This is a genomic window from Paenibacillus stellifer, from assembly GCF_000758685.1.
Lineage (GTDB): Bacteria > Bacillota > Bacilli > Paenibacillales > Paenibacillaceae > Paenibacillus_AQ > Paenibacillus_AQ stellifer.
Window position 1 is genome coordinate 357,055 of record NZ_CP009286.1, and the last position, 13,094, is coordinate 370,148.

The following is a 13,094-nucleotide window of genomic DNA, read 5'->3' on the forward strand; positions in this document are numbered from 1 at the left end:
TAGAAAAAACAAACCTCAATCCTTTATTTTACATCTTGTTGGAAGCGCTGTACTGAATAATAATGAAGACATCACAAAGCACAGGGGGTTACGATAAATGGCTACAGGAAAGCGATTCAAAACGCTGTCCATCGCATTAACCGCCGCCATGGCGCTCAGCCTGACAGCATGTGGAAATTCAAATAACAACGAGGGGAATACGTCATCATCCAGCGCCAGCCCAAGCTCGGGCAGCACTAGCGGAGGAGATAGCGGCAAGAAGGTTACGATTACTTTTCAGAACATCTACCCTGACCCGACGACACCCAATTACAAGATGGTGCGCCAGCTGGTCAGCCAGTACGAGAAGGAGCACCCCAATATCCACATTGAACTGGATACGCTGAACACTGACCAGCAGAAGGTGAAGCTGAAGACCCAGGCAGCGTCCAAGGAAATTCCCGATATTACGATGGTGAACCCCGCTGCGCAGATGAAGCCATTCGTCGATGCCGGTCTGCTCGCTCCGCTGAACGATGTGATCGACAAGGGCGGGCTGAAGGATACCTATCAGGCCGGATTGCTCGACTACTACAGCTTCAACGGCAATGTGTATGCGCTGCCGGACGGGAACAATATCGAGGTTGTCTTCTACAACAAGGACCTGTTCCAGCAGGCCGGCATCTCCGCACCGCCGACGACGTTCGACGAATTCCTGCAAGATGTGAAGACTCTGAAATCCAAAGGCATTACGCCGCTGGCCATTGGAGAGAAGGATTCCTGGACCGGTTCGTTCCTCTTCATGAATATTCTGCTTCGCACGAACGGCGGCCCCGGCTTCCTGAAGGACGTTGTTGACGGCAAGAAGACCTTCAATGACCCCGCCTTTGTTGAAGCGGTCGACCGCTTCCAGGATCTTGTTCAGGCCGGCGCGTTCCCGGACGGCGCGACATCGATTGACGCCAATGCAGGCGGCAACATCTTCAAATCAGGCAAGGCGGCCATGTGGATTATCGGCACCTGGGAGACGGGCGCTATCGACGCTTCCTCTGTTGCCGGCAAGGTTGGAGCGTTCCAGTTCCCGACCGTTGACGGCAAGGGTGATCCGAACGAGTTCATGCTGGCCCCGGGCAGCGCGTTCGCGATTTCGGCGAACAGCGAGCATCTGCAGGAGACGAAGGACTTCCTGAACTATTTCACGCTGAACCTGCCGAAGACGCAGTTCGATCTGAAGAATGCGGTCGGCATCGGTCAGAAGGTTGACGGCGACCTGAAGGCTGCCGGTTATTCCGATCTGGCTATCACCGTTGCAGGTCTGTTCAACCAGGTCAAAGGCGGGGACCTCTCCTTCGACAATACGATGAACCCGGCAACCTCGCAGGTGCATCTCAGCAGCATCCAGAATCTGTTCGTGCAAAAAGTGGATTCCGCCCAGGTCGCCAAGGAGCATCAATCTGCATACGAATCCAATAAATAGAAGAAATCATAGAGTTTAAGCGGCAAGGCGCAGCGGGGGCCCGGCTTTAGGGCCTCCCCGGCGCCGAATCCGGGGATAAAGGGGCGGAGAACTATGAAAGTACTGAAGGTGCCTGCACGGACGATTGCCGTCTTCGTGCTGCCTTGTCTAGTGCTGTATGTATGTCTTGTATTTATGCCGATTGCTGTATCGTTCTATACCGGTCTCCTTCAGTGGGATGGCATTACCGGCGCGAAATTTGTGGGACTAGCCAATTTCAAGACGATGTTCACTAGCGACCCCATCTTCTGGCCGGCGGTCCGGCATACGCTGCTGTACGCCGTGGCGTCCATGCTGGAAATCCCGCTCTGTCTGTGGATGGCCATTATGCTGAGCCGTCATGTGAAGAAGGGCAATACGCTCGTTTCGATTTATTTTACACCCGTCATCCTGTCGATCGTGATCATCGGCCAGCTGTGGAAGACGATCTATAATCCGGTCTCGGCGGGCGGCATGCTGAATGGCGTGCTGGTGGCTCTCGGACTGGACAGCTGGACGCATAACTGGCTTACCGAACCGAAGATTGCCATGTTCGCCCTGTATTTCGTATCACTCTGGCAGTACTTCGGCTATCATCTGCTGATTCAATACACCGGTGTTCAGAACATTCCCGACGAAATCTACGAAGCGGCCAAAATCGATGGCGCGGACGGCTTCAAGGCCGACCTTCACATTACGCTGCCGCTAATCGTGCCCATATTCAAGGTATCGCTGGTGCTGGCGTTCATCGGCTCGCTCCAGGCTTTCGAACTGGTCATGGTCATGACCGGCGGAGGACCTGCCCACGCCACGGACGTTATCTCTACGCATATGTATAACAGCTCGTTCCTGTCGCTCAAATACGGATACGGAAGCGCCATCGCCGCCTTCCTGGTCATCCTCTGCCTGATCTGTACCGTCATCATCAATACGGTTATGGGCAAGCTTGAACGAAAATTCAGCTAGGAAAGGAGAGTGCGGGTCAATGATCGAAGTCAAGAATAAACCGGTTCGCCGTCTCTCCCGGGAGAGAGACGTCCGTTATCCGGTACAGTCCGAGCCGAAGTACAAGAGCCGGACTAAAGGGCGGGCCAGAATCAAGAAAGGGCTCGTGTATGTGCTGTTCGCCGTTCCTGTCGTTACCCAGCTGTATCCGCTGGTCTGGCTGCTGTTCTACTCGCTCAAGACGAATGAAGAAATTATGGACGGAAGCTTCTTCTCGCTGCCGAAGGTATGGCAGTGGCATAACTACAAGGAGGCGTTCGAGTCCGGGAATTACCTCAAGTATTTATCGAACAGCGTGCTCGTCACGGGAATTACGATGATCTGCGTCATCGTGCTGAGCTCGATGGTCGCCTATGCGATCACCCGCTTCCGGTGGCGTTACGGCACAGCAGTCATGACCATCTTCCTGATGGGGATGATGATCCCGATGCAGGCTACGCTGCTGCCGCTGATGATTATTTTCAAGCATCTGCATATCCTGAACACTCATCTGTCCCTGATTCTGCCCTACATTGCGTTCTCGACGCCGATCTCCGTGTTCATCCTGAGCGGATTCATGAAGGGCATTCCCCATGAGATTGAGGAATCGGCTTTTATCGATGGAGCCAGCGTTTACCGGATTTTCCGTAGCATCATCATGCCGGTGTCGGTCCCGCCGATGATGACGGTCTGCATCCTGACCTTCATTTCGATCTGGAACGAATACATCCTGGCGGCGACCTTCATCTCATCCGAGCGGCTCAAGACGCTGCCCTTCGGGATTTACACATTCGTCAGCCAGTATTCGGTGAATTACGGAGATATCGGGGCCTTCTTGATCATGGGCGCACTGCCGGTTATCCTGATCTACTTCTTCCTCTCGAACCAGATCACCAAAGGCATGGTGGCAGGAGCGGTGAAGGGCTAAGTTAGGACGAAGGCTTGCGGCATAGCCTCATCATAAGGAACGCAGGGAATTTGGAACTGAAGGAGCGTTAGCGTTCGCCTTTATCTTTGGATTTCATCCGCTTGGCTTAAATCCCATCAGAAATCCAAAGATAACAGCGACCGTAAGTTCAAATTCTCCGGAGTTCCGGGTGAAGTGGGCCAATACTTGTCGTAAGCGATTGTTCAAGTCTGAAAGCGATTCATTGAAAAGGGCAAAAGCCCGATCTATAATAGAGACACAGCGGAAACGCCAGGATGAGGGAGGGAGTCTGTTTTGCGAGGAGGCTTTCATTCCATACATCACCGGTTGTTTCTGCTGTTTCTTTTTTGCATGTCGGGACTTCTGCTGGTGGTCAGCCTGCTGTACTACAACCGGACAACGGTTCAGCTGCATGAGAAGATCAGCGACCTGTCGCAGAAGAATGCGGCGCAGACGGCCGGCCTGTTCGGCTTGCTGTATCAGGGCTATGACAGCCTCTCCAAGTCGCTCAGCAACAATTTCGACATGATCCGGCTGCTTAACGAGGAGACGACGGAGCCGGCGGTCGCATACATTAACGAACGAACGATCACGAATATACTCGGCGCCATTTTTTATTCGCGGGATGATCTGGTCGGCATCCATGTTCTTACTGATAAAGGCAAGGTGTATAATTACGGCAACTATTTCAATGTGCTGGACCCGAATTACCGCAGCGAAAGCTGGTATCATCAGGTACAGGCTTCCTCGGGCAAAATGGTCTGGCTCGGCGTGTACAAACAATCCCTCATCGACCGGGAGGAGAAGAGTCCGGTGTTCGCCTTCGGGCGGCAGATCTATGATCTGAACGAGCATAAGCCGATCGGCATTGTGCTGTTCGAGATGAATCCCCAGCCTGTGCTGAACGCCCTGGATAATCTGAAGCTGGGGCAGCACAGCCAGGTCTATCTGATGTCGAAGTCGGGCAGCATCATCTCCTCTTCAGAGGGGGCGGATCAGGAGCTTAAGGATCTTGATTTTCTGGACGATGGCCAGGATGTGGTGGTAAGGCAGAACTCGGACCGGCTGCTCGCCGCCTCGAGACTGCCCTTCTCCGATTTATGGGTTGTCAGCGTCACGCCGGACCGGGATCTCAACGTGGAGCTTATGCAGATGCAGCGTTATATTCTCATCGTCTTCACCATTTTGATTATTGTGTCCACGCTGATCGCCTCCATGGTCTCCCGGACCATATCGTCGCCGCTCAAGAAGCTGATCCGCGAAATGAAGCAGGTGGAGATCGGGAATTTTCGGGGCACGTTGAGCGTAGCCTCTTACCAGGAGATCAACATTCTGGTCGCGTCCTTCAACCGGATGGTCTGGCGGATTGAGGAGCTTATTGAACGGGTCAAAATCTCCTCCGTCAGCGAGAAGAACGCCGAGCTTCATGCCCTGCAGTCGCAGGTCAACCCGCATTTTCTCTATAACACACTGGATATGATCTATTGGATGCTTGATGAAAAAGGCAATGACCAGCTGGGCGAGCTCGTACTCTCCCTGTCGTCCATGTTCCGCTACAGCAGCCAGTGGGATGGCGGCACACCCGTTACGCTGCGGGAGGAGCTGGAGCAGATCGGCCATTACCTCAACATTATCTCGATCCGGCTGGAAGGAAGGCTTCAGGTCGTGACGGACATCGACGAGCGGTGGCTCGACGTTCTTCTGCCGAAGATGTCCGTTCAGCCGATTATCGAGAATGCGGTGAAGTACGGCCTGGAGCCGCTGGACCGTCAGGGCCTGCTCCGGGTGTACACCCGGGAGGATGGCGATGCGCTCCGGATTGTCGTGGAGGACAATGGCGCAGGCTTGTCGCAGGAAGCGATGGAGCGTCTGCGAAGCTCGCTGGAGGAGGAGAGTCCGAAGGAATCCGGCAAGGGCGGAATCGGGCTGCAGAATTTGCACAGCCGGCTGCGGCATATGTTCGGCGAAGGCTATGGTCTGCATATCGAGAGCTATCCCGGGGAGGGAACGCGGGTTGCCATCGTCGTGCCGCGTCCGCGGAAAGGAGAAGCCGACTCATGAATATATTGATTGCCGATGACGAACGCCCCATCCGGGAAGGAATTGGCCGCACGATTGCCCAGCTTCACCCGGAATACCATGTCGAGGTCGCCGCTTCAACGGAAGAGGCGGTGCGCATCATGGAAGAGCTGCGGATCGATATCGTGCTGACCGACATTTTGATGCCGGGCATGAACGGACTGGACTTTATGCGAATTTCCAAACGCAAATACCCGTTTGCCAAATGGGTAGTCATCTCGGCCCACAGCGAATTCTCCTACGCCCAGGAGGCGGTGCGGCTCGGCGCCCGGGACTACCTATTGAAGCCGATCGGCAAAATCCGGCTGCATGAGCTGATCGACAGTCTCGCCGAAGAGATCCGCCGGGAGAGCCGGCTCTCGCTGGAGGGCGAGCGGCTGAAGACGAGCCTGAAATATTTGCGGGAAGGCGTGTTCCGGAGGCTGGCGTCAGGCCTCGACCTCGGGAATCTGGATATCGGCCCTTTTGTTGAAGACTATAAGAGCTTCTATTTGACGATGGTGCGGATGGAGGGCGAGAACAGCCTGCGCCTGGAGCATTTTATCGTGGAGAATGTGTTGTCCGAGCTGATCGAACAGCACGGCTGCGGCGTGGTCGTCAACTTCGGCCAGGCAACGCTGCTTGGCCTGATCAGCCTGAAGGACGGGGAAGGGATCAGGGACTTCCAGGAGAATGTCAGAGGCCAGCTCGGACGGGTGCTCAAGGTTCCGTTCCAGATTATCCACTCCGGGCTGAACACGGATTTTAATGCGGTTCCGGACGTCGTGAAACGGCTGCGGGAGGCGTTCGACACCCAGGCCTTTGAGCCGGAGAACGTCAAGCGAAGCAGCGAGAAGGCTATAGATGCGGCATTGCAGTACATCAAGGAGCATTACCGCGAAGAACTCTCCCTGGAGAAAATGGCGTCCGTCGTCTATCTCAACGCGGCCTATTTCAGCCAGCTGTTCAAGCAGAAGACGGGACTCGGCTTCAAGGAATACGTCACCTCGCTGCGGCTGGACCAGGCGAAGCTGCTGCTGCTGAACACCCCGCTCAAGCTGAGCGAGATCGCCGAATGTGTCGGCTATCAGGACATGCGGCATTTCACCCAGATCTTCCGCAGAAGATTTCAGCTGACGCCGACCGAATACCGGCAGAAGCAGAGCGTCCCTGGACGGGGTTAGACCCGTCCGGTTCCCGTTCGGCTTAAGGGAAGCATTTGCCGATGGAGGTTTCCGGTAATAAATTTCCGGTAATAACAGACACGACCCGCCCTCCAAGCTATGGGGGCGGGTCGTCTGCGTATGTGCTGCGTTTTATTGATGTCGCTTACAGCTTACAACTGATAGACACTACTTCGGATGATGTCCGGCACCTCCGCTATGTAGTCGTTATACTGCTCCCGGGTAATGCTGCCGGAAGCCAGACGCTCGCCAAGCTGGGCGATGAGCTGTTCGCTCTGCAGCTGGACTACCTGCGAGACGTCGGCTCCGCTGCCTTCGGCAATATCGGCCAGCGACTGCCCTTCGTACAGGGCGTAGTAGAAGTCCTCGTCCGAGGACTGGTTGAGCGCTCCCAGCAGATCATCCCGCTTCGAGGTGGACACCGTTCCGGCGGCTGCGGCAGGAACGGCCGCAGAGAGCTTGGCTATGGGGCTGGCGCTGACGCTCTTGGCCGCCCAGCTGTTCCCTCCGATGGACATCGCGACAATCATAGTTCCTACAATCATCACTCGCTTGATATTTCGGCTCAGATTCATATGTGATTCCTCTCTTCGTTTCGTTTGTTGGATTTGAATTCCCGGTACGCTCCGGGGAACGGCTGCCGTTCATGGTGCATTTCTTTGGCGAAGGCTCGGATTAGGTTCCGACATCAGTTATTACGGTCCGGACGGTAAAAGGTGCCGCCCATGACTCTATTTTAACCTCCGAATGTGACAGGAGCCTTAAAAGAGCTTTAAAAAAAGCTTAAGATTTCTAAATACCCACTTGACTAGTCAGAATAATGGGTTTATTATTCGAATATAATCTTTCAACGTTAAATTAATGAATAGTGAACGATGACGATGAGCTGATTGGACAGCCAAAGGCTCCTGCATCGCTACCCTTCCTATGGGCGCGCTGCGGGAGCCTTTTTTATTCGGCTAAAGTACAAGGTAAAGGAGCATGAGACATGCAGGAACCGGATTGGGAAAGGCTGGAGGAGGCAGACTGGCTGTTCCGAAAGATGGTCAGAAGGTTCGTGAAGGAGAGAGACCGGATCAGCGTCGAAGGGATCGCGCTGCCCGGCATGATGATTCTGCACAAGATCATCCGGGAAGGCGAGCAGCGGCTCAGCGATTTGGCCGAGCAGCTTGATTTGACCTCGGGCGCCATCACCGCGCTCTGTGACAAGCTCGATGCAGCGGGATTTACGGTCCGCAGGAGGAAGGAAGGCGACCGGCGCACCGTGCTTCTCGGGATTACGGACAAGGGCCGGGAGATGTTCGAGCGTCACCGGGATGTGGGATCGGCGTGTATTACGCTTCTGTTCGAGGGATTCGGGGCCGAAGAGCTCAACTCTCAGGCAAGAGCGTTCGAGAAAGTAATCATCAATCTGGATGGCTTCTCCGAAGCGGTCATGGAGATTGCGAAGCGGAATGCCGAGCCGTTAACACCCGGAGGAGGGACCGAACAGAAGCCGAAGTCAGTAACGACACAAAGCCGGTATTTGACGTATTAATCTAAATATAATTCATATAACAAGGGAGAAATGTGATCATGGGATTTCCTACTGTATATCCGACAGGGGCGACACTATATAATCCGGACAAAGCATGGAGCGGCTATACCATCTATCAGGCAGGAGATGAGGGAGTTGTTCTGATCGACATGAACGGCCGCGAGGTTCGTCTGTGGAAGGGGCTGATCGGCTTCCCTGCCAAGGCGCTTCCGGGCGGGTATGTGCTGGGCAGCACAGGGCGCAGAGATCCGAAGTTCGGCATCCAGGATAATGTCGATCTCGTTCAGGTGGACTGGGACGGCAACATCGTCTGGAAATACAATGGCTACGAGCATATCGAAGATCCCGGCTATGAGCCGCTGTGGTATGCGCGCCAGCATCACGACTATCAGCGTGAAGGCAATCCGGTCGGCTACTATGCACCGGGCCTTGAACCGAATGTGACCGGCGGCAAAACGCTGGTGCTTGCCCACAAGAATGTTCATCAGCCGGAAATCTCGGACAAAGAGCTGCTGGATGACGTCATTCTTGAAGTGGATTGGGACGGCAGCATTCTGTGGGAGTGGAAGGCCAGCGACCATTTCGAGGAGCTGGGCTTCGACCAGGCGGCCCGGAATGTGCTGTTCCGCGATCCCAACACGCGGTCCTTCGGGCATCTGGGCGGCGGCATCGGAGACTGGCTGCATATCAACTCGGCTTCGTATGTCGGGCCCAACCGGCTGTATGACGAGGGCGACGAGCGGTTCCATCCGGACAACATCATCTGGGACGCCCGCGAAGCCAACATCATCGCGATTACGGACCGGAGAACCGGCAGCATCGTCTGGCGGCTCGGACCGGATTACTCGCTGCCGGAAGTGAAGCATATCGGCTGGATCATCGGCCAGCATCATGCCCATATCATTCCGAAGGGTCTGCCGGGCGAAGGCAATCTGCTCGTATTCGACAACGGCGGCTGGGGTGGTTATGGTCTGCCGAATCCCGCTTCGCCATTTGGGCAGAAGAATGCGATCCGCGACCATTCCCGGGTTCTGGAGATCGACCCTGCAACGCTGGAAGTCGTGTGGCAATATACCGGAGCCGAGGCCGGCTTCTCGGTGCCGACCGACTCCTATAAGTTCTACAGCCCGTACATCAGCTCGGCGCAGCGTTTGCCGAACGGCAATACGCTGATTACCGAGGGCTCGAACGGCCGTCTCTTCGAAGTGACGGAGGAATATGAAGTTGTCTGGGAATACATCTCTCCTTATACGGATAAAAGAAACACCAATATGGTCTACCGCTCGTATCGTCTCCCCTATGAGTGGGTGCCGCAACTGGCGAAGCCTGAGGAGAAGGCCATTGAGCCGATTGATGCCTCTCAGTTCCGAGTTCCGGGCGCGGCCGCCAAAGGCAGCGATTCCGTCGTCAGCGTCGCCACTACGCTGCCCTTCGTGGAGGGCGCGGCCTGCGTCGCGACTTCAGACGAAGGCCGCCGCCGGGCGTGAACGGCGGCATCCAGGCCCGACATTCCCGAAAGAGGCGCCCCATCAGGGCGGGCCTCCCGGGTTTGCCGTAACAGCTGCTGATAACAAGCGAAGATGCATTCTTAACTACCTATACTTAATCCAAGAGGTGTATAACCGTGAATCATAAGTTAACCAAGTCCGCTTCGCCGCTGCTGCTTCTGCTCTCGCTTCTCCTGATCCTTTCGGGCTGCAGCTCCAAAGGCGATGCCGCAGCTTCGTCCGATTCCGCTTCGAAGGAGCTCTACAAGCTGAAGATCGCGGATACCGGCACGAACCCGGTGTTCCGCACAGCGCTGGCGAAGGGCTTCTTCAAGGACAACGGCATCGACGCCGAAATCGTCAACTTCGGAACCCCGGCTGAAGGCGTTAATGCGCTGTTCATCAAGCAGGTCGATGTGGCTTATGGCGCGGACTTCCCGCTGCTGAACGCCGTATCGAAGGGTGACTACGCCATCATCGCCTCGGCCGGTCAGGCGACCGATGAGGCGGCTGCGCAGTGGAAGCTGTACGTCCGGGACGAGATTAAGACGCCTGAAGATTTGAAAGGCAAGAAGCTGAGCTTCATGCGCGGCACATTCCTGCCTTATCTCTGGGATGAATATTTCAAGCAGAACAATCTGGATGTGAAGGATGCGGAGCTTGTCGGACAGGGAGCTTTTGATGAAGCGTACATTGCCCTGAAGCAGGGCTCCGTCGATGGAGCCTGGTTCACCGGGTCGGCGATTCTGGAGAAGGTTCAGGGTCTGCAAGGCGTCCACGAGCTGAGCGATATGTCGAAGACGAAGGTACGGCTCGGCACGGGCATTGTCTCCGGGAATGACCTGATCAAGAGTCATCCGGACGTAGTGGCAGGCTTCCTGAAGGCTGTCAGTCAGGCGGCTGAATACTCGCAGGCTCATCCGGATGAAACGGCCGACCTGATGTACAAGGAACTGAAGCAGCCGAAGGAAGCGACGCTCAAGGATCTGCCCAAGAACGTATGGAAAGTTGGATTTACACAGGCGGCCTATGACAGCCTTGCTTCACAGAAGAAATACATGGTCGATAGCGGCATTATCGAGAAGGATTTCGACCTGGCGGATAAAATCAGCCTGGACCCGCTGCGTCAAGCGCTGCCTGATCAAGTGACCTACACCAAATAGGAGGTGCATCATCATGTCCCTGCCCGCAGAGCGGAACAGCATTCATGCCGAACGGAACGGCATTCACATTGAAGCGCTGCGCAAGAGCTACAGCGAACAGACATCCGGAGAGGTTCACTATATCATCAAGGACGTCGATCTGGTCATCAAGGGGGGAGAATTTTTCATTCTTCTCGGTCCCAGCGGCTGCGGCAAGTCCACGCTGCTGAACATCGTCGCCGGATTCGTCGCCAAGAGCGGAGGCAGCTTGCGGATCGGCGGGCAGGAGGTGGAGCGGCCGGGAAAGGATCGGGCGGTTGTGTTCCAGCAGGCGGATTCTTCTCTTTTTCCTTGGCTGACCGTGCGTGAGAACGTGGAATTCGGACTCCGGATGAAAAAGACCCCCAAAGCCGAGCGCCGCGTCATTTCGGACCGTTATATCGGGCTTGTGGGCCTGAACGGCCATGAGAACAAATTTCCGAAGGAGCTGTCCGGCGGCATGAAGCAGCGGGTGCAGCTGGCGAGAGTGCTGGCGAATGATCCCGAAATTCTGCTGATGGATGAGCCGTTCGGAGCGCTCGACGCCATGACGCGCCGGACGATGCAGAAAGAGCTGGTGCGGATTTGGCGGGAGACCGGCAAGACGGTCATCTTCGTAACACATGACATTCAGGAGGCGCTGCTGCTGGGGCAGCGGATCGGCATCATGTCCGTCGGCCCGTCTTCGAGAATTACCGATATTTACGAGAACGCCCAGGCTTATCCGCGGGATGTGACAGCTCCCGAGTTCAACAAGCTGCTTGGGCAAATCGAAAGCCATTTTGAACACTAAAGGCGGGTGAACAGAACAATGAAATGGATCGAGCGCAAATGGGTCTCCGTGACCTTGTTGTGGGCGGCGGTGCTGCTGATTTGGCAGACAGGGGCGCTGGTGTATGGGCCGGACGTCATTCCGGGACCGTGGAGCACAGTTCGAGGGGGCCGCGAGCTGCTGATGGACGGCACGCTTATGCAGTATATCGGCATCAGCTTTCTCCGCGTCCTGATCGGCTGGACGCTCGGCAGCCTGCTGGCGATTCCGGTGGGACTCGCGATCGGGCGGGTGCGGATCATCCGGATTTTCGCCGAGCCGTTCCTGAATTTCATCCGGTTCATCCCGCCGATCGCCTTCATCACGCTGTTTCTCGTCTGGTTCGGCATCGGGGAGCAGTCGAAGATTGCGCTGATTATGTACGCGACCTTCTTCATCGTCGTGCTGAACACGCTGACCGGTGTGCTGGCCGTAGAGGAGGATAAAATCCGCTCGGCCCGCAGCATGGGCGCCAGTGAGTGGCAGATTCTGCTCCATGTGGTCATCCCGGCGACGACGCCCCATATTTATACCGGCGTGCGCCTGGCGATGGGCACCTCGTATATGGCCATCATCGGGGCGGAAATGATCGCCGCCAATGAAGGTGTCGGGTATCTGATCTGGAATTCGCGGCTGTTCTTCCGCACGGACTGGATATTCGTCGGGTTGTTCTGCCTGGGCTTCATGGGCTTCTTCACGGACCGCCTGTTCGGCTGGTTCGGCCGGAAGGTGCTGTACCGGTACGGAGTAGTGAACTCTGCGGTGCGCCGCAGCTAGGCTATGGGCGGGAGGCTGCCTCCACAATTAGGTATAAGATCACATTACATTTATAGAAAAATATGGTATAATCCTTGGAAATTAGGAAGGAAGGGGAGGTAGACCCGTGTTCCCCGATCACCCGAAATCCAACTCGGAGAAGGCCAGGGAGATCAGCTTCTTGGCCCACGACGAACCGGAGGAATACCAGCCGCGTAATGCGAGGGCCGCTGTGAAGCCGGGAGATTACGCCGGCGAGCGGCTGCTCAACGCGTTGATTGCGTTCGGCGCGACGGCTGCCGTCTTCATCCTGTTCCTCTGGCTGATGAATCTGGTAAGATAGAGCTGAAGCGAGGACAGAAATGAGGCGGTATGCGTTATGACGGATATAGCGGCACCAACGGCACAGACGGTAGCCGAATGGATGGTCAAGGAGATCCGGTTCACGGGGACCCTCTACCAGGCCGATGCGATCGACTATGTAAGAGCGAACTTTGGCGAGCAGTTCATCTATGTGAACGAGAACGGCAACGCTTCTCTGGATAAGGAAGTCAAGAAGATCTTCCGCAAGCTGCACCGAGGGCGGATCGCCTGGGACCGGGACGCTTTTTTGTGGGCCTGGACCTAGTGCCTTGGGCAAGTTAAGTCAAGGATTGATTTTGAACAAGTGACAGATGCGAAGACCGATCCCATG

At 55.7% G+C, this 13,094-nt stretch carries 13 protein-coding genes; 12 read left to right on the plus strand and 1 reads right to left on the minus strand.

What is annotated here, in order from left to right; genetic code table 11:
* The first annotated feature begins 97 nt into the window (after positions 1-97).
* From PSTEL_RS01800 to PSTEL_RS01820, 5 genes are all read left to right on the plus strand, one after another.
* Positions 98-1,456: a sugar ABC transporter substrate-binding protein gene (locus PSTEL_RS01800; RefSeq protein WP_038693115.1), complete on the plus strand. Its 1,359-nt coding sequence runs from the start codon at positions 98-100 to the stop codon at positions 1,454-1,456.
* A 93-nt stretch (positions 1,457-1,549) separates the two neighbouring features.
* On the plus strand, positions 1,550-2,440 hold the full coding sequence (locus tag PSTEL_RS01805) for a carbohydrate ABC transporter permease (RefSeq protein ID WP_038693116.1): 891 nt from the start codon (positions 1,550-1,552) through the stop codon (positions 2,438-2,440).
* A gap of 19 nt (positions 2,441-2,459) precedes the next feature.
* Positions 2,460-3,386 (plus strand): carbohydrate ABC transporter permease, encoded by a 927-nt coding sequence (locus PSTEL_RS01810; RefSeq protein WP_084064576.1) that lies wholly within the window; start codon positions 2,460-2,462, stop codon positions 3,384-3,386.
* 351 nt (positions 3,387-3,737) lie between these two features.
* Entirely contained in the window at positions 3,738-5,447 is a 1,710-nt protein-coding gene (locus PSTEL_RS01815; RefSeq protein ID WP_052099103.1) for a sensor histidine kinase, read from the plus strand.
* On the plus strand, positions 5,444-6,628 hold the full coding sequence (locus PSTEL_RS01820; RefSeq protein ID WP_038693118.1) for a response regulator transcription factor: 1,185 nt from the start codon (positions 5,444-5,446) through the stop codon (positions 6,626-6,628). Before PSTEL_RS01815 ends, PSTEL_RS01820 begins: the two co-directional genes overlap by 4 nt.
* 152 nt (positions 6,629-6,780) lie before the next feature.
* On the opposite strand, the gene PSTEL_RS01825 is transcribed toward PSTEL_RS01820, so the two are convergent.
* Positions 6,781-7,203 (minus strand): hypothetical protein, encoded by a 423-nt coding sequence (locus PSTEL_RS01825; RefSeq protein ID WP_038693119.1) that lies wholly within the window; start codon positions 7,201-7,203, stop codon positions 6,781-6,783.
* A 413-nt stretch (positions 7,204-7,616) separates the two neighbouring features.
* Here PSTEL_RS01825 and PSTEL_RS01830 point away from each other — a divergent pair, with 413 nt between their 5' ends.
* The 7 genes from PSTEL_RS01830 to PSTEL_RS01860 all read left to right on the plus strand — a co-directional run bounded on the left by PSTEL_RS01830 (position 7,617) and on the right by PSTEL_RS01860 (position 13,028).
* Positions 7,617-8,165 carry a MarR family winged helix-turn-helix transcriptional regulator gene (locus PSTEL_RS01830; protein ID WP_038693120.1) on the plus strand — a complete coding sequence of 183 codons (549 nt, stop codon included), beginning with the start codon at positions 7,617-7,619 and terminating at the stop codon, positions 8,163-8,165.
* Between the two features lie 38 nt (positions 8,166-8,203).
* Positions 8,204-9,652 (plus strand): aryl-sulfate sulfotransferase, encoded by a 1,449-nt coding sequence (locus tag PSTEL_RS01835; RefSeq protein WP_038693121.1) that lies wholly within the window; start codon positions 8,204-8,206, stop codon positions 9,650-9,652.
* A 137-nt stretch (positions 9,653-9,789) separates the two neighbouring features.
* Positions 9,790-10,815 carry an ABC transporter substrate-binding protein gene (locus PSTEL_RS01840; RefSeq protein ID WP_052098120.1) on the plus strand — a complete coding sequence of 342 codons (1,026 nt, stop codon included), beginning with the start codon at positions 9,790-9,792 and terminating at the stop codon, positions 10,813-10,815.
* A 13-nt stretch (positions 10,816-10,828) separates the two neighbouring features.
* Positions 10,829-11,626: an ABC transporter ATP-binding protein gene (locus PSTEL_RS01845; RefSeq protein WP_052098121.1), complete on the plus strand. Its 798-nt coding sequence runs from the start codon at positions 10,829-10,831 to the stop codon at positions 11,624-11,626.
* 18 nt (positions 11,627-11,644) lie between these two features.
* Complete coding sequence (locus tag PSTEL_RS01850; protein WP_038693122.1) at positions 11,645-12,421, plus strand: ABC transporter permease; 777 nt, start codon at positions 11,645-11,647, stop codon at positions 12,419-12,421.
* 106 nt (positions 12,422-12,527) lie between these two features.
* A complete protein-coding gene (locus PSTEL_RS01855) occupies positions 12,528-12,743 on the plus strand; it encodes a hypothetical protein (protein ID WP_038693123.1) in 216 nt (71 codons plus the stop codon).
* 36 nt (positions 12,744-12,779) lie between these two features.
* Entirely contained in the window at positions 12,780-13,028 is a 249-nt protein-coding gene (locus PSTEL_RS01860; RefSeq protein ID WP_038693124.1) for a DUF6953 family protein, read from the plus strand.
* Positions 13,029-13,094: the final 66 nt, after the last annotated feature.